Source organism: Micromonospora citrea (assembly GCF_900090315.1).
Taxonomy (GTDB): domain Bacteria; phylum Actinomycetota; class Actinomycetes; order Mycobacteriales; family Micromonosporaceae; genus Micromonospora; species Micromonospora citrea.
On the sequence record NZ_FMHZ01000002.1, the window covers coordinates 2,728,644 to 2,744,906 of the forward strand.

The following is a 16,263-nucleotide window of genomic DNA, read 5'->3' on the forward strand; positions in this document are numbered from 1 at the left end:
ACCCCGGCGGGGTCGCGCCCGTCGGCACCGCCGACCTCAGCCGGCCAGGCGGGCCAGCTCCTCGTCGACGATCGACGGGTCGAGCTTGCGGAAGACCGGCTTCGGCGCGGCCAGCGCGCGGCCCACCTCCAGCGGCACGGACTCCCAGCGCGCGCCGACCGTGTAGTCGCCGGTCAGCACCGGGTACGCGGGCCCGCCGTCGAGGTCCTCGACCTCCTCGACGACCGGCATCGGCGCGTGCACCCCGGTGCCGCCGAGCAGCTCGTGCACCTTCTGCGCGGAGTGCGGCAGGAACGGGGTGAGCAGCGTGTTGGCGTCGCTGACCACCTGGAGTGCGACGTGCAGGATGGTGCCCATCCGGGGCTTGTCCGCCTCGGCCTTTAGCTTCCACGGGGCCTGCTCGGAGAGGTACTTGTTGGCCTCGGCGACCACCCTCATCGCCTCGCCGATGGCCTGCTTCTGCCGGTGCCGGGCGATCAGGTCGCCGACGGTGGCGAAGCCGGCCCGGGCGGTGGCGAGCAGCGCCTCGTCGGCCTCGGTGAGCCCGGCCGGGTCGACCGGCGGGATCGCGCCGAAGTTCTTCGCCGCCATGGAGACGGACCGGTTGACCAGGTTGCCCCAGCCGGCGACCAGTTCGTCGTTGTTGCGGCGGAGGAACTCCGCCCAGGTGAAGTCGGTGTCGTTGCTCTCCGGGCCGGCGGCGGCGATGAAGTAGCGCAGCGCGTCGGCGTCGTAGCGCTCCAGGAAGTCCCGGACGTAGATGACGACCTTGCGGGAGGAGGAGAACTTGCGGCCCTCGATGGTGAGGTATTCGCTGGAGACGACCTCGGTGGGAAGGTTGAGCGCGCCCAGTTCGCCCGGCTCGCCGTCGTGCCCGCCGGCACCGGAGTAGCCGGAGAGCAGCGCCGGCCAGATCACCGAGTGGAAGACGATGTTGTCCTTGCCCATGAAGTAGTAGCCGCGGGCGTCCTTGCCCTCCGCGTCGGCGGACCACCACTTTCGCCACGCCTCGGGGTCGCCGGAGCGGCGGGCCCACTCGATGGAGGCCGACAGGTAGCCGATGACCGCGTCGAACCAGACGTAGATCCGCTTGTCGCCGCGGTCGCGCCAGCCGTCGAGCGGGATCGGCACCCCCCACTCCAGGTCACGGGTGATGGCCCGGGGCTGAAGGTCGTCGAGCAGGTTCCGGGAGAAGCGCAGCACGTTGGGGCGCCAGCCCTCCCGGGTGTCCAGCCACTGCCGCAGCACGTCGGCCAGGGCGGGCAGGTCCAGGAAGAAGTGCTCGGTCTCGACGAACTTCGGCGTCTCGCCGTTGATCTTCGACTTGGGGTCGATCAGGTCGACCGGGTCGAGCTGGTTGCCGCAGTTGTCGCACTGGTCGCCGCGGGCGCTGTCGTAGCCGCAGATGGGGCAGGTGCCCTCGATGTAGCGGTCCGGCAGGGTCCGGCCGGTGGACGGGGAGATCGCGCCGGTGGTGGTCCTCGGGACGATGTAGCCGTTTCGGTGCAGCCCCTGGAACAGCTCCTGCACCACCGCGTAGTGGTTGCGGGTGGTGGTGCGGGTGAACAGGTCGTAGGAGAGCCCGAGCGCCCGCAGGTCCTCGGCGATCACCCGGTTGTACCGGTCGGCCAGCTCGCGCGGGGTGACCCCCTCGGCGTCGGCCTGCACCTGGATCGGGGTGCCGTGCTCGTCGGTGCCCGACACCATGAGCACGTCGTGGCCGGCCATCCGCATGTACCGGCTGAAGACGTCGGAGGGAACGCCGAAACCGGAGACGTGGCCGATGTGGCGCGGGCCGTTGGCGTACGGCCAGGCAACCGCCGCGAGAACGTGACTCATGACCAGCAAGCCTAGTGACCCGTCCCGGGTGACCGCGAACCAATAGGGCCCGCGGGTCGGCGGTCCGGGCGGATCGGGTCGACCATTGGTCCTATTTGTCGCCGACACGCGGCGTGAGCTGCCCGCCTGCGTACCGGTGGCGGGGTGCAATGGTCGTCGTGACTGGCAGACGAGCGGCCCGCGACCAGGACGACCGCGGCGGCGGCGCGGCCGGGGCTGCGCGCGGCGCCGTCGCGCCGCAGCCCCGGGTGGTCCCGGCCGCCGCGCCGGAGGCGCCCGCCGAGCACGCCGGGGCCGCCGTCGAGGTCGAGCCCACGACCGGGGCGCCGGTCGACGCGGTGCCGCGCCGGGTCCCGGTCCGCCAGCCCCAGCACCGGCCCCGTCGGGGGCCGTCCCCGCCCGGGGGTACGCGGGGCGGCGACGACGCCACGGGCGGTCCGGACGGCGACGGCGACGGGGCCTACTGGCCGCCGATCGAGCAGGTGCACTGGGACGGCACGCCGATCAGGGAGGAGCCGCCGCACGAGCGGCAACGGCCCTCCCGGGACGGCGTCCGGCGCCCCCGGCGCGCCCCGCACCCGCCCGACCCGCTGCCGGGGCTGGCCGTGCTGCTGGCGTTGAGCCTGGTCGCGGCCTTCTTCTCGTGGGTGAGCGCGGGGCCGTTCTGGCTGGCGGTGGGGCACGCCACGCGGGGCACGGTGGTGATCGTCGACTGCGACGGGGGCGGGCTCACCCAGCGCTGCCGGGGCAACTTCTTCGCCGCCGAGGGATCGTGGATCGCGCACGGCGTACGCGTGAGCGGGGTGGCCGCGGAACGGACCGCGACCGGCGCGTCGTTGCCGGCCCGGATGACCGGCCCGGACGGCGGCACCGCGTACGCGGACACCGGCGCGGTCGGGCACCTGCGCTGGCTGCTCGGCCTGCTGGTGGTGCTGGGCTGCTGCGCCGGGATCGCCCGGTGGACCGGGTCCACCCGGCTCGCCGACCCTCGGCTGCGACGCTGGGCGGTGGCGGGGGCGGTCGCCGGTCCGCTGGCGATCACCCTGGGCTTCCTCGTCGCCGCCTGGTGAGCCGACCCGACCCCTCGACGGCCGGTCGGCCGCATCCGACGCCGTGGACTCCCCGCCGGCCGGATCCGACGCCGTGGACGCCCGTCGGTCGCTACGCCGGGGCGTGCACGACTCCGTAGACCTCGCGGCGGCGCAGGCCGTGCTCCGTGGCGACCTCGGTGATCGCGTCGCGCCGGGACAGGCCGGCGGCCTCCCGGGCGGCGACGGCGGCCCGCAGCGTGTCGTCGTCGGGCCGTTCCCGGGCCGACTCCGGCGCGCCCGCCACCACCAGCGTGATCTCGCCGCGCGGCTCGCCCTCGGCGGCCCATTCGGCCAGCTCGCCGAGGGGGCGGCGGACGATCTCCTCGTACGTCTTGGTCAGCTCGCGGCACAGCGCCGCCGGCCGGTCGGCGCCGAACGCGGCGGCCAGGTCGGCGAGCGCGCCGGCCACGCGGTGCGGCGCCTCGAAGAGGACGAGCGTCCGCTCCTCTGCGGCGAGGGCGCGCAGCCGGGAGCGACGGGCGCCGGGGGTGCGGGGCAGGAACCCCTCGAAGCAGAACCGGTCGCAGGGCAGCCCGGACAGGGCCAGGGCGGTGGTGACCGCGCTGGGGCCGGGCGCGGCGGTGACCGGCACGCCGGCGTCCAGGGCGGCGCGGACCAGCCGGTAGCCCGGGTCGGAGACGCTCGGCATGCCGCCGTCGGTGACCAGGGCGACCACGTACCCGGCGGTCAGCACGTCGGCCAGCTCGGGGGTGCGCCGCTCCTCGTTGCCCTCGAAGTAGGAGACGATCCGCCCCGCCACCGTGACGTCCAGGTCGCGGGCCAGGCGGGTGAGCCGGCGGGTGTCCTCGGCGGCGACCACGTCGGCGGTGGCGAGCACCTCGCGGAAACGGGCTGAGGCGTCGGCCGGGTTGCCGAGCGGCGCGCCGAGGAGGATCAGCCGCCCCGTGTCGGACATTTCACCCACGACAGCAGCTCCTTCATCGACGGCGGTGCGGGTTTCCGAGGCGACGGGCGCCACCGGGCACCTCCGCAGCCTACGATCGCCGGGTGACGAGCGCGTCGACAGCACAGAGCGCGGACCGGTCGGGACCGGATGCCACGGCGGGTGGCCCGCCCGACGGGTCCTCCCCGACCTCCGGCGGCGACGTTCCCGGCATCGTCCGGCGCCGGCTGGCGACCGTGGAGGCCCGGCTGGACGGCCGCTCCTGGCTGGCGACCGGTGTGGTCGTCGCGATCGCGGCCATCCTGCGGTTCGTCGGCCTGAGCCACCCGCCCGGCAAGATCTTCGACGAGATCTACTACGCCCGCGAGGGCTGGGCCCTGGTCGACAAGGGCGTCGAGTGGAACTACAAGGACGGCGCCGCCTCCTACGTGGTCCACCCGCCGCTGGGCAAGTGGCTCATCGGGCTCGGCGAGTGGGCCTTCGGCTACTCCGACGCCGAGCACAACATCTCGGTGCCCGGTCACCTGGTGACCACCTCCCCCGAGTTCGCCTGGCGGTTCTCGGCGGCGGTCGTCGGCACCCTGTCGGTGCTGCTGCTGGTCCGCGTCGGCCGGCGGCTGTTCCGCTCCACCGCGCTCGGCTGCGCCGCCGGCCTGCTGCTCGCGCTGGACGGTTTCCACCTGGTGCTGTCCCGGACGGCGCTGCTCGACATCTTCCTGCTGTTCTTCGTGCTGGCCACGTTCGGCGCCCTGGTGCTCGACCGGGACGCCCGTCGGCGCAGGTGGGCCCGGGCGCTGGAGGCGGGCCTCGACCCGGGCCGGCCGGGCCGGGCCGGGCGGCCCGCCGGCGGCTGGCGGGACTGGCCGTGGTGGCGGCTGGCCGCCGGGGTGCTGTTCGGCTGCGCGTGCGCGGTGAAGTGGAGCGCGCTCTACTTCCTGCCCGTCTTCGCGCTGCTGGTGATCTTCTGGGAGGTCGGGGTCCGCCGCTCCGCCGGCGCGCGGCGGCCGTGGCGGGACACCGCCCTCGACGAGCTGCCGTGGCTGGTGCTGGCCGGGGTGCTGATGGTGGTCACCTACGTCGCCACCTGGTCCGGCTGGCTGCTCGGCGACGACGGCTACTACCGCCTGGCGGAGCGGTACCCGAACGCCCCGCTCAGCGACACCCCCGTCGTCGGGGCGCTGAACAACCTGATCGAGTACCACAAGGCGGCGTACGGCTTCCACACCGGCCTGGACGACCCGCACAAATACCAGTCGTGGCCGTGGCAGTGGCTGCTGCTGGGCCGGCCGGTCGCCTTCTACTGGTCCGGCGACGGCGCCTGCGGGGCGGCGAGCTGCGCCTCCGAGGTGCTGCTGCTCGGCACTCCCCTGCTCTGGTGGTCGTTCCTGCCGGCCCTGGTGGCGCTGGCCTGGCTGGGCGTGGCCCGGCGGGACTGGCGGGCGGGCACGATCCTGTTCGTCGTGGCGGGCGGCCTGCTGCCCTGGTTCTGGTTCGCGCTCGACGGCCGGACGATGTTCTCGTTCTACACCGCGCCGGCGCTGCCGTTCCTGGTGCTGGCGGTGGTCTACGTGCTCGGCGCGATCGTCACGCCGGCGGGACCGGCCGGGGGCGGCGCGGTCGACGCCGGTCAGGACCGCCGGCTCGTGGGCGGGGTGGTCGCCGGCGCGTACGTGCTGCTGGTCGCGCTCTGCTTCGCGTACTTCTATCCGATCTTCGTCGGCAAGCTGCTGCCGTACGCGGAGTGGTCGGCGCGGATGTGGCTGGACGGTCGCTGGATCTGACCGACCCGACGCCCTCCGCTTGCAGGGGCGGCGGCCCGCGCGGAACGCGCTGCGGCCGGGCGGCGGCCAGCCCTCCTCGGCACGGGCAGCCGGCGACGGACCAGCGGAAACGGGTCCACATGCCAGCGAAGACGGGCCCGCACGCGGTGGCGTGCGGGCCCGTCGACAGAGAAGCGCGCCCCGATCGCCTGCCACGGGGGAAGCGGGCGATTGGGGCGCGCACACGAAGCTTAACCACCCCGTACCACCGGCACAACGGGGCGACTTCGGTCAGATTTCCGACCGGTGGCTGCCCGTACACCCAGATCACCTTCGGTCGTTGACGTTCCGTCATCTCGCGCGAACCGTACGAAACGGTGAAAGGCCCTCGATTCCCGCTTTCCGGGTCCGGGCCCGGGCACCCGGGCGGCCCCCGTCGCCGACCGTTCGGGCCGGAAGAGCCGCTCAAGGGGACCGCCGCCGCGAGAATCCGACCAGCTCACGGGGTTTCCGGCCCGACTGGGCGCTTCGTCATCGGCGTCCGGTCCACGCGATTAATCCGGATGTTCAGATGACGTAAATTCGACCCTCACCAAAGGCACCCGGGACGGTAATCCGGCCGTGCCACGGGCGGCGGACGGATCCCGTCGGCGGGACGGCGGGGCTCCGCGATCACCGGGCCGGAGATCAGATGCTCCTCGGCGTCCGGGGCAGCCAGCCGATGAACCGGTCCTGCAGTGACGTACCGGGGGCGGGCGGCAGGTCCTCCGTGGCGGCCGCGAGACACGACCCCAGGTAGACGCTGAGCGCGGCGCGGTCGACCTGGTATTCCATCAGCAGCCGGGCGCGCTTGGCGGCGCACGGCCACTCGGCGCCGCAGGTGTCGCACGTCCACTCAGGCGTCGACGGCGTGTGCTCCTCCACTGGGTACGCCGGGTCCTGGGCACCACCGGTCATCGCAGCCCTCTCCGATTCCAGGTGACGGCCCGGCCCGGGCCGTCGTCGAACATGGATGAAGGTCGCCCCCCGGCGACGCCTGTTCAGCGTCCGGGCACACCGCGGCGTTACGCGGTTGCGGTACGTTCACCAACCATGGCCCTCGCGACGCTGACCGTCGACCAGGTGCTGGCCTGGCGGGCCGGCCGGCACCTGCTGCACCGCCCGGCGGACGTGGACCCCGTGGACGTGGTCGGTCGGCTGGTCGGGGTGCAGGCACAGGTCCCCTCCGCCGCCGAGCAGGCCGTCGCCGCCCGGCAGGCCGACCCCCGCCCCGGGGCGCTCGCCGACGCGCTGGCGCGGCGGCGGCTGCTGCGCACCTGGGCGATGCGCGGCACCCTGCACGTGCTGCGCGTCGAGGACGCGCCCGCCTGCCTCTCCCTGCTGGCCGCCGGCCGGTTCTGGGAGAAGGGCTCGTGGCAGCGCACCTTCGTGACCGTGGACAAGCTCGCGGCGACAGCCGAGGCGGCCGCCGCCGCGCTGGACGGCCGGACGCTCACCCGGGAGCAGCTCACCGCCGAGATCGTGGAACGCACCGGCGACCGAACGATCGCCGGGCACCTCGGGTCGGGCTGGGGGGCCCTGTTCAAGCCGCTGGCCTGGCAGGGCCTGCTGGTGCAGGGGCCGGCCGAGGGCAACCGCGTCACCTTCACCCGACCCGAGACGCTGCTGCCCGACTGGCCCGGGCTGCCCGACCCGACGGAGGCGGCGTCCCGGGTCGTGCCGGCCTGGCTGGGCGCGTACGGGCCGGCGAGCCCGGAGACCTTCGACCAGTGGCTGAGCCGGGGCGGCTCGAAGCGGCCCGCGCTGCGCGGCTGGTTCGCCCGCCTGGTCGACGCCGGCGAACTGGTGCCGGTGACCGTCGACGACCGACCCGCGTACGCCCGGGCCGTCGACGTGGACGAGATCGCCGCCGCCCGCCCCGACGACGCCGTACGCCTGCTGCCCGCCTTCGACCAGTGGGTCCTCGGGCCGGGCACGAAGGACAGCACGATCGTCCCGGCCGCCCGGCGCGCCGCGGTCAGCCGGGCCGCCGGGTGGATCTCGCCGGTCGTGGTGCACCGGGGGCGGGTCGTCGGCACCTGGGAGGCGCGCGACGGCGAACCGGCGGTGGACCTGTGGCCGGAGTCGCCGCCGGTGCCGGCAGACGGCCTCGACGCCGAGCGGGCGCGCGTGCGGGCGTACCTCTCGGGCAGCGGCGATGCGTGACCTGCTGCCGCCGGCGGTGGCCGTGGCGGTGGCCGGGCCGGCGGACTGGACCGGCGAGCTGCTGCCGCCCGAACGGGCGTGCCTGAGCGACCGGGCGGTCCAGAGCCGCCGCCGCGACTTCACCGCCGGCCGGGTGTGCGCCCGGCGGGCCATGGCGGCGCTCGGCGTGCCGCCGGTCGCCGTGCCGTCGGCGGCCGACCGGTCGCCGGTCTGGCCGGCGGGCGTGGTCGGCGCCATCACCCACACCCGCGACTACTGCGCGGCGGCGGTGGCCCGCGACGCCGAGGTCCGCTCCGTGGGCATCGACGCCGAGCGGCACCGGGAGCTCGACGCGGGCGTACGCCGGCTGATCTGCCTGCCCGAGGAGGAGGAGCGGTGCGCCCGCCTCCCGGCCGGGACCGCCTGGCCGGCCGTGCTGTTCAGCGCGAAGGAGAGCATCTACAAGGTGTGGCATCCGGTCGTCGGCACCTGGCTCGACTTCCACGACGCGCTGGTGGAGCTCGACCCGGACGCGGGCACGTTCACCGCCCGCATCGCGCCGGCCCGGCTCGACGCCGCCCCGGTGGCGCGGCCGCCGGCCCTGGTCACCGGCCGATTCAGGGTGGACGACGCCCTGGTGCGCACCGCCGCCGTGCTGCCGTCGGTGTGACCCGCCGGGGCCGTCGCCTCTTCGACCGGGCACAGCGTCCGTTCAGGGGACAGCGTCCCGCCACGAAAGACGCGAAGATGTTCCGTTGTCCGCGCACGGTAGCGTCAGCCGCGTTTGCCGTCGTCGTCAGGTGCCTAGGAGTACGGTGAGTCACCCCCAGCCCCCATACGGGCCGCAGGATCCCAACCAACCGAGCCCGGAGCAGCAGCCGCAGCCGTACCCGACGGCACCGACGCCGCAGCCTCCCGCCGGCCAGGGCGGCTACCCGCCCCAGCCGCCGGTATCCGGCGCGCCGCAGCCCGCGGGCGACCCGTGGGCCCCGCTGCCGCCCGTGCCGCAGCCGAGCAGCGACCCGTGGGCCGCGCCCCAGCCGCCGGTCTCCGGCGCCCCGCAGCCCCCGGTCTCCGGCGCTCCGGGCGAGCCCTGGGCGCAGCCCCCGGTCTCCGGCGCTCCCCAGCCCCCGGTCTCCGGCGCCCCGGGCGAGCCCTGGGCGCAGCCCTCGGTGTCCGGGGCGTCCCAGCCGCCGGTCTCCGGCGAGCCGTGGGCCGCGCCGCACCAGCCGGTCTCCGGGATGCCGCAGCCGCCGCTCTCCGGCACGCCCTACCCGCAGATGGCGTCCGGCGCGCCCGGCTACCCGCTCGGCGCACCGCAGCCGGTCGCGCCGGCGAAGAGCTCGAAGAAGCCGATCCTGATCATCGCGATCGTGGCGGTCGTGCTGACCCTGCTCTGCTGCGTCGGCGGCATCGTGGCGATCGTCGCGGGCGCCGACAAGGCGAAGGACGACCTCGAGAAGGCCCTGCCCACCCCGATCACCACCAACGCGCCGGGCGGCGGGCCCGGTTCCAGCTCCGCCCCGGGCAAGGACGACGAGACCTACAACATGAAGCCCGGCGACACGCTGGTGCTCTCCGACGACGACGGGACGCTCGAGGTCACCGTCACGCGCTTCACCACCTCCACCAAGGGCTGCCGGGCGTACGCCCCCGATCCCGACAAGGGCATGTACCTGATCGCCCACGTCACCGCCACGGTGACCAAGGGCGAGGCCTCCATCAACCCCTTCTACTTCGAGTGGGTGGCCGACGACGGCACCACGACCAACGGCCTGGCCAGCGCGCTCTCCGGCTGCGGCGACACGCTGAGCTCCGGCAACAACCTGCGTACGGGCAGCAAGCGGGCCGGCACGGTCGTGTTCAACGTCCGCGACAAGAACGGCGCGCTGGAGTACAAGCACAACTTCCGCAGCGCCGGCTCCTGGAAGCCGTAGTCCGCTGCCGATGACGGAAGGCCGGTCCCCCTCGGGGCCGGCCTTCCGCGCTCAGCGGCCCGGCCCCCCGCCCACCGGGCGCCCGACCACCGGCCCCTGCTCCAGCAGGCCGGCGACCGTGACCAGCGGGGCCAGCAGCGACGGCACCAGCGCGGGATCCTCCAGCCGCCCGGCCCGGTAGGTGATCAGCTCGGCGCCGCGCACGCTCCAGGCCGGCACCGCCCCCGCCAGGTGCGCGGCGACCAGGGCCGGCCCGACCAGGGCCTGCTGCCCCGGGGCCGCCGCGCCCACCCGCCACCGCCGGTCGAACTCCTCGTGCCCGGTGGCGTAGACGTCGCTGCCGAACAGCGCGCGGCCCAGCTTCGAGAACACGCCGCGCGGCGCGACCGTGAGCGCCGGGAACTGCCACCGCAACCACACCGAACAGACGACGTACACGTGCGTCTGCGAGTTGGTCGTCTGGTTGCCGTTCGCGTCGGTCGACGTGTGCGTCTCGGTGTGCTCGTACTCGGCCACCCCGACGGGGCGGCCGTGCAGCCTCCCGGTCAGCGCGAACCGCACGCCCCGGCGGTTGCGCCCCGGCACCCGGTCGGTCCAGGCGACCCGGGGCCGCTCGACGTACGCCCAGCCGTGGTGGGCCGCCCACTGCCGCCACCGTTCCCGCCGCTCCCGCTCCCGCCGGTGGGCCGTCACGACCAGCGCGACGAGTCCCACCCCCAGGAGGACGGCGAGCCCCCCGCACCCGCCCAGGAAGAGCACGGTCGTCATCCGCTCCACGGCGGCAGCGTAGTGACCGCCCGCACGCGTGGCACCCCGGCTGACGGCGGCCCGGCTGACGCGACCAGGCTGGCGGCGGCCCGGCTGACGCGACCAGGCTGGCGGCGGCTCGGCTCACGCGACCAGGCTGGCGGCGGCCCGGCCCTCAGGTCGGGCCCCGGGTGCGTCCCCTCAGGACCGGGTGCGCGCGGCGGACTCCGCGGCGCGGACCCGGGCCACGGCGGCGTCGAACAGGTCCCATCCGTCCCACTCGGGGTGGCCTGGGTCGGTGGGGCGCCAGCCCCGCGCGAGCGCCTCGTCGAGCAGCGCCCGCACCACGCCCGGCCGGTGCAGGTTCAGGTGGCCGTCACCGGTCGCCACCCCGCCGGAGGGCAGGTATCCGTCGGGCACCGCGCGCCCCGGGCCGCCCATGAAGAGGATCCCCAGCCTGCCCGGCGCGCCGTCGCGGCTCACCGCGAGGCGCTCGCCGCAGCGCGGCCAGCCGTCGTCGCCCCGATCGACGTGGTGGCGATGGGTGACCGACCAGCGGTACGTCGCCTCGCCGACGACCAGCAGCCGCGCGCCGCTGCCCCGCCCCATCGGCGCAGTCTACGTTCCCCCGGACGCGCCGGGGGCGGGCAGCCGGGCGGCGAGCCGGTCCAGGGCCGGGGTGCTCACGCGGCGAGGGCGGGATGGCGGACGTACCGCGCGATCCACAGGCGAGGGACGACCTCCGTCTCGCCGGCCGGCACGAAGCCGAGAGACTCGTACAGGGCTCGCGCCGGCAGGTTGTCCCTGCCGGTGGCGACGATGACGCGCCGGTTTCCCGCCAGGGCCAGCGCCGCACGCACCAAAGCCCTGCCCAGCCCCTGCCGGTGGGCGGCGGGGTCGACGACGAGCCGGTGGATGTCCACCTCGGCGGCGTCGCCGGTCAGCGCGAGGGCACCGACCAGCCGCCGGCCGTCGAAGTGACCGAGCCAGCGCAGCGGCGCCGCCCGCAACTCGTCGAGCGACTCGCGCAGCGGCGGAATACGGTCGTCACCGATGATCGACGCCTCCACCGCGTACGCCGCCCGCTGCACCGACAGCAGGTCCCGCGCCAGCGGTTCGTCGTCGCGCGGCTCGATCTCCACGATCTCCACCGGCCCAGTGGATCACGCCGCGATCCGGAGCGTACGACCGTCCTCGGCCGCGTGCCGCCCCGGCGGGCGGCGAAATGCCGGCGACGGCGGGCGCGACGCCGGGCGCCGGCGGCGGAAATGCCGACGACGCCGGGCGCCGGCGGCGGAAATGCCGACGACGCCGGGCGCCGGCGGCGGAAATGCCGACGACGCCGGGCGCGGGCGGCGGCACACTGCCTTTCGTGCGCATCCGAGAAGTCAGCCGGACCGAACTTTCCGTCCTGCGGGACATCGAGCGTGCGGCCGGGGAGTGCTTCCGCGACGTCGGCATGCCGGAGATAGCCGACGACGAGCCGCTGCCGCTCGACGTCCTCGACCGCTACCGGCGGGCGGGCCGGGCGTGGGTCGCGACCGACTCCGCCGACGTGCCGGTCGGCTACCTCGTCGCCGACACCGTCGACGGGAACCTGCACGTCGAGCAGGTCTCGGTGCATCCCCGCCACGCGCGGCGTGGGGTGGGACGCCGCCTGCTCGACCACCTCGCCGGCCGGGCGGCGGCCACCGGCGTACCGGCCCTGACCCTCACCACGTTCGCCGACGTGCCGTGGAACGCCCCCTACTACGTACGCTGTGGCTTCCTGGTCGTCGACGACGCCGACCTCACGCCGGGGCTGCGGGCCGTCCGCGAACGCGAGGCCGCCCACGGGCTCGACCGCTGGCCCCGCGTCTGCATGCGTCGCCCCACGCCGACGACGGCAGGGTAGGCACGCCCGTGCCCGGCCTGCGCGTCACCGCGTCCTGCTCCCGCTGCACACCCCGATCGTCACCCAGCTAGTCACTCAGCCGCCGGCTTCGACTTCGACTGGCCGTAGTCTCACCTGCCAGTTGTGAGCGGCGTAGTCGGCCACGACCGCGTCGAAGTAGACGCCAACAGTTGGAAGCTCGCTGCCGCGCGGGAGCGCGGTTATCTCCAGCAGGCCAAGCGCATCCGGCTGGCCGCCGATCTCGACGAAGACGCCGAACGGCATCGCCGCGAGCACCCGCACGCGGACTCGTGCACCCACAGGCAGTGCCGACTTGATCGCTGGCCACGAGCGCTTTGCTCGCTCAGCTCTGCCGCCGAGCAAGCGCCAGGCGTCGGGGCTCATGGCCACTCATCCTCGCACGGTCAGTTTGGAAGGTGCCTTGACTCGCAGAACATGCTCCTACAGCCGTGCTGGTGAGCGGGTCGGCTTTTCGCTCACCCGCTGCCAGGATCGGACTGGCTGGTGCTGTTGGTGCCCTTTGTTGATCGGCCCTGCGGGCACAGCGGGCACGGCAGGAAGTCCGTCGGATGTTGCTACCGTCCAGCTATGCGACTCGATAGCCGTTCGTGGGCAGGCATGTTGGCGGTTGGACTCGGGTTGTCGGTGGGTTGGTTCTCGGCTGGGGAGGGCGGCTCGGTCCAACGCGCCCCTATCGCTTTCCTCGTCATGGCTCTCGGACTTGGCGGCGCTGGCCTTCTGGTCGGCGTGGTGTTGAGCCGTGGGAACCACCGAAGTTGGGTTGTGTCGGCGCTGATGCTGTTGACTTCCTTTTACGCCGGTACCTGGCTGAACTCGCCCTACCACAGCCTCGCTGGGGACGCGCTCGTCCTGGTCCTCGCCGCCATCCCGGCTTGCGTCACTTCGGCGCTCGGGCTCGCAGTCGGCCAGCACCTCGCGACCCGACGGGCTCCGACTCCTTCGGTGTGAACACGGGTGCGGCGCACTGTCGGCTGTCGTCCGCTGCCGCCTCATGAGGCAGAGCTACGCTTTCCCTGCCGCCTTGTATCGTCTCGTGCCAGCCGCTGGCAGCCCTTTCGCTGCGTCCTGGCTGCCCGACAAGCCCGGGTAAGTGCAGCGTCTGTTGAAAAAGGCCGTCTCCCACTGCGGGAAACGGCCTTTGAACTGGGTGGAGCTGAGGGGATTTGAACCCCTGACCCCCTCGATGCGAACGAGGTGCGCTACCGGTCTGCGCCACAGCCCCTCCGCCGGCGAACCGGCTTCGGTCCCACCCGGCTGTCACCGGGCGGGCCGGCGACAAGGCTAACAGGTCGACCGCCCCCGCCGCGAATCCACCCCCCGCCCTTCGAGATCTTGGCGCGCGAAGCGGCCCTTTCGGTCGTACCGGCGAGCGGGAGCCCGAAGGGCCCTTTCCGACGCGAGCGCGGGCCTCGGGGAGCGGGCGGGCGGCGGGGAAATCGATGGACAACGCGGGCGGAGAGGCGCAGCGTGGGGCGGATGCGACAAGAGGACGTCTGGGACGACGAGGCCGCCGACAGGTACGACACCCCCGGCGCCGGCATGTTCGCCCCCGAGGTGCTGGGGCCGACGGTGGAGCGCCTGGCCGAGCTGGCCGGCGGCGGTGCGGCGCTCGAATTCGCCGTCGGCACCGGCCGGGTGGCCGTTCCACTCGCCGCGCGCGGGGTGCCGGTCAGCGGCATCGAGCTGTCCCGCCCGATGGTGCGGCGGCTGCGTACGAAGGTGGACGAGGCAACGGTCCCGGTGGTCGTCGGCGACATGGCGAGCGACACCGTGCCCGGCGAGTTCTCGCTGGTCTACCTGGTCTACAACACGATCTCGAACCTGCTCACCCAGGCCGAGCAGGTGGCGTGCTTCCGCAACGCCGCCCGTCACCTCGCCCCGGGCGGCCGGTTCGTGATCGAGCTGTGGGTGCCGGAGCTGCGCAAACTCCCGATGGGCCAGGAGGCGACGGTCTGGCTGACGGAGCCGGGCTACATCGGCCTGGACACCTACGACGTGCTGCGCCAGCGGGTGGTGTCGCACCACTTCCGGTTCGACGGGAGCACGCAGGCCCGGCTGTTCCGCTCGCCGCACCGCTACATCTGGCCCGCGGAGCTGGACCTAATGGGTCAACTGGCCGGCTTCGAGCTGGAGAGCCGGCACGCGGACTGGTCCGGCACCGAGTTCACCGCGGACTCGCGGTCGCACGTGTCCGTCTACCGCCTGCCGGCCCCGAACTGATCACCGCGGACCGGCCCGGCCGGGCAGAGACCGACCATGCTCGCCCCGACGGGCATCAGGCGGGGTGGGTGCCGCGGCCGGACTGGTAGGGGCGGCCCCGCAGGCCGCCCGCACGCCGGTAGGAGACGGAGGCGCCGTTGGCCGCCGCCGGCAGGTCGGTGGGCCGGTCCAGGCCCATCGCGGCACGGCGTACCGCCTCACGCTGGGCCGCCAGGCGGCGCTGCGCCTCCCGGCGGGCCGCCGCCCGGCGGGCCTGCTCGCGCCGCACCTCGGCCTGGCGGGCGGCCAGCCACGCGGCCTCCCGGGCCCGCGCCCGCCGCCGCCGGCGCTCCGCCACCGCCCGCGCCCGCAGGTGTACGACGTACGCGACGAGCAGCGTGGCGGTGACGCCGAAGCTGATCCAGAAGCCGGGGCTGACCACGACCACGCCGATCAGCTCGACGAAGTTGAGCAGCAGCAGCGCGGCGAGCACCCGGCGCCGCCGGTAGACGGCGGGGGTGTGCTGCCGGCGCGGCGGCGGCCGGCGGCGGTTCTTCTTCGGTGCGGGCGGCACGGCGCGCAGCCGGCTCGGCCGGCGGGCCGCGGGCGGCGCGGAGACCGGGGCGGCGAGACCGCCCGTGTCCTTGTCCTCGCTGAGCGTGACGACGAGCGAGCGGGGCGGATGGACCGGCCGCCGTCCCGGGACAGTACGACGCCGCCGGCGGCGCTGGAGCACCCGCGCCGTCGACTGCGCCCGCTCCGCCACCAGCCGCTCGGTGGCGTCGTACCGGCGGACCAGCGCCGGGGCGAGGGCGAGCAGGCCGGCGGCGGCGAGGACGGCGAGGAGCACCGAGGTCGGCACCCTCACCCCTCCCGTCACCGAATTCGGAGCAACCGCCGCCCGACCGCAGGATCTTCCACCGAGCCTGGTCGGGTGCGTGGATCGTACGGGTGGTGCAGCGCTTGCCACAGCTTGCAGTCACTTGAGGTTACGGGCCGCCGACGCGGATGGTGACACGCCGCGCCGATCCCGCCCGTGGGACGGCTCACCCCGTGGTGGCGCGGATCCGGTGCCAGCGGGCCAGCAGGCCGCCCTCGGCGGCGACCTCCTCGCTGGTCATCGCGTATCCGATATGGTCCCGCCACGCACCGTCGATGTGCATGTACCGCACGTGGTACGCCTCCTCGCGGAAGCCGAGCTTCTCCACCACGCGCCGGGACGGCCGGTTCTCCGGCCGGATGTTCACCTCGACCCGGTGCAGCCCGCCGGGACCGAAGGCGTGGTCGACGGCGAGCGCCATCGCGGTGGGGATGATGCCACGACCGGCGACCCGGGAGTCCACCCAGTAGCCGACGTACCCGGAACAGAACGCCCGCCGCACGATGCTGCCCACGTTCAGGTGCCCGACCAGCCGCTCGCGCCCGTCCTCGCGCAGGCAGACCGCGAACGGCATCCCCTCGCCGGTGCGCGCCGACCGGCGCTGGTCGCGGTGCACCCACCGGAACGAGGCCGGCGAGTTCAGCTCGTGCCAGCTTCCCGGCAGGGTCGACTCCCACGGCGCGAGCCACTCCTGGTTGGCCCGGCGCACCTCGGACCAGGCGGCCGCGTCCGACCGCCGGTAGGGCCGCAGCACCACCGGGCCGTCGGCCAGCACCGCCGGCCATCCCGGCGCCCGCCCACCCCCGA

16 protein-coding genes and 1 tRNA gene are annotated in these 16,263 nt (G+C 74.5%); 7 read left to right on the forward strand and 10 right to left on the reverse strand.

The window, feature by feature from the left end; translation table 11 throughout:
• Window positions 1-36: 36 nt before the first annotated feature.
• Window positions 37-1,839 carry a methionine--tRNA ligase gene (metG, locus tag GA0070606_RS12375; RefSeq protein ID WP_091098238.1) on the reverse strand — a complete coding sequence of 601 codons (1,803 nt, stop codon included), beginning with the start codon at window positions 1,837-1,839 and terminating at the stop codon, window positions 37-39.
• 149 nt (window positions 1,840-1,988) lie between these two features.
• Here metG and GA0070606_RS12380 point away from each other — a divergent pair, with 149 nt between their 5' ends.
• Window positions 1,989-2,909, forward strand: a complete 921-nt coding sequence (locus tag GA0070606_RS12380; RefSeq protein ID WP_245724659.1) for a hypothetical protein — start codon at window positions 1,989-1,991, stop codon at window positions 2,907-2,909.
• 91 nt (window positions 2,910-3,000) lie between these two features.
• Here GA0070606_RS12380 and rsmI read toward each other — a convergent pair whose 3' ends face one another.
• Window positions 3,001-3,846 carry a 16S rRNA (cytidine(1402)-2'-O)-methyltransferase gene (rsmI, locus tag GA0070606_RS12385; RefSeq protein WP_425413092.1) on the reverse strand — a complete coding sequence of 282 codons (846 nt, stop codon included), beginning with the start codon at window positions 3,844-3,846 and terminating at the stop codon, window positions 3,001-3,003.
• A gap of 92 nt (window positions 3,847-3,938) precedes the next feature.
• Between rsmI and GA0070606_RS12390 the strand changes: the two genes are divergently transcribed.
• Window positions 3,939-5,615, forward strand: a complete 1,677-nt coding sequence (locus GA0070606_RS12390; protein WP_091098243.1) for a dolichyl-phosphate-mannose--protein mannosyltransferase — start codon at window positions 3,939-3,941, stop codon at window positions 5,613-5,615.
• Between the two features lie 666 nt (window positions 5,616-6,281).
• Here GA0070606_RS12390 and GA0070606_RS12395 read toward each other — a convergent pair.
• A complete protein-coding gene (locus tag GA0070606_RS12395) occupies window positions 6,282-6,551 on the reverse strand; it encodes a hypothetical protein (RefSeq protein ID WP_091098246.1) in 270 nt (89 codons plus the stop codon).
• A gap of 135 nt (window positions 6,552-6,686) precedes the next feature.
• Between GA0070606_RS12395 and GA0070606_RS12400 the strand changes: the two genes are divergently transcribed.
• The 3 genes from GA0070606_RS12400 to GA0070606_RS12410 all read left to right on the forward strand — a co-directional run bounded on the left by GA0070606_RS12400 (window position 6,687) and on the right by GA0070606_RS12410 (window position 9,715).
• On the forward strand, window positions 6,687-7,799 hold the full coding sequence (locus GA0070606_RS12400; RefSeq protein ID WP_091098251.1) for a winged helix DNA-binding domain-containing protein: 1,113 nt from the start codon (window positions 6,687-6,689) through the stop codon (window positions 7,797-7,799).
• Window positions 7,792-8,448: a 4'-phosphopantetheinyl transferase family protein gene (locus tag GA0070606_RS12405; RefSeq protein WP_091098255.1), complete on the forward strand. Its 657-nt coding sequence runs from the start codon at window positions 7,792-7,794 to the stop codon at window positions 8,446-8,448. Before GA0070606_RS12400 ends, GA0070606_RS12405 begins: the two co-directional genes overlap by 8 nt.
• Before the next feature lie 145 nt (window positions 8,449-8,593).
• Window positions 8,594-9,715 (forward strand): DUF4352 domain-containing protein, encoded by a 1,122-nt coding sequence (locus GA0070606_RS12410; protein ID WP_091098259.1) that lies wholly within the window; start codon window positions 8,594-8,596, stop codon window positions 9,713-9,715.
• A gap of 51 nt (window positions 9,716-9,766) precedes the next feature.
• On the opposite strand, the gene GA0070606_RS12415 is transcribed toward GA0070606_RS12410, so the two are convergent.
• From GA0070606_RS12415 to GA0070606_RS12425, 3 genes are all read right to left on the reverse strand, one after another.
• The gene (locus tag GA0070606_RS12415) at window positions 9,767-10,492 is read right to left on the reverse strand and encodes a hypothetical protein (protein ID WP_141721653.1); all 726 of its coding nucleotides are present in this window, start codon (window positions 10,490-10,492) and stop codon (window positions 9,767-9,769) included.
• A 171-nt stretch (window positions 10,493-10,663) separates the two neighbouring features.
• Entirely contained in the window at window positions 10,664-11,071 is a 408-nt protein-coding gene (locus GA0070606_RS12420) for a hypothetical protein (RefSeq protein WP_091098265.1), read from the reverse strand.
• A 74-nt stretch (window positions 11,072-11,145) separates the two neighbouring features.
• Complete coding sequence (locus GA0070606_RS12425; protein ID WP_218106009.1) at window positions 11,146-11,613, reverse strand: GNAT family N-acetyltransferase; 468 nt, start codon at window positions 11,611-11,613, stop codon at window positions 11,146-11,148.
• A 221-nt stretch (window positions 11,614-11,834) separates the two neighbouring features.
• Here GA0070606_RS12425 and GA0070606_RS12430 point away from each other — a divergent pair, with 221 nt between their 5' ends.
• Window positions 11,835-12,356: a GNAT family N-acetyltransferase gene (locus GA0070606_RS12430; protein ID WP_245724660.1), complete on the forward strand. Its 522-nt coding sequence runs from the start codon at window positions 11,835-11,837 to the stop codon at window positions 12,354-12,356.
• A gap of 75 nt (window positions 12,357-12,431) precedes the next feature.
• Here the strand turns inward: GA0070606_RS12430 and GA0070606_RS33250 are convergent, their stop codons facing one another.
• A complete protein-coding gene (locus tag GA0070606_RS33250; protein WP_245724661.1) occupies window positions 12,432-12,740 on the reverse strand; it encodes a hypothetical protein in 309 nt (102 codons plus the stop codon).
• Between the two features lie 785 nt (window positions 12,741-13,525).
• Window positions 13,526-13,599 (reverse strand) — tRNA-Ala (locus tag GA0070606_RS12445).
• 254 nt (window positions 13,600-13,853) lie between these two features.
• On the opposite strand from GA0070606_RS12445, the gene GA0070606_RS12450 reads away from it, so the two are divergent.
• Entirely contained in the window at window positions 13,854-14,597 is a 744-nt protein-coding gene (locus tag GA0070606_RS12450) for a class I SAM-dependent DNA methyltransferase (protein ID WP_091098275.1), read from the forward strand.
• A gap of 55 nt (window positions 14,598-14,652) precedes the next feature.
• Here the strand turns inward: GA0070606_RS12450 and sepX are convergent, their stop codons facing one another.
• Both sepX and GA0070606_RS12460 read right to left on the reverse strand, forming a co-directional pair.
• Complete coding sequence (gene sepX / locus GA0070606_RS12455) at window positions 14,653-15,444, reverse strand: divisome protein SepX/GlpR (protein WP_176737306.1); 792 nt, start codon at window positions 15,442-15,444, stop codon at window positions 14,653-14,655.
• A gap of 178 nt (window positions 15,445-15,622) precedes the next feature.
• On the reverse strand, window positions 15,623-16,231 hold the full coding sequence (locus tag GA0070606_RS12460) for a GNAT family N-acetyltransferase (protein WP_425413093.1): 609 nt from the start codon (window positions 16,229-16,231) through the stop codon (window positions 15,623-15,625).
• Between the last annotated feature and the right edge of the window lie 32 nt (window positions 16,232-16,263).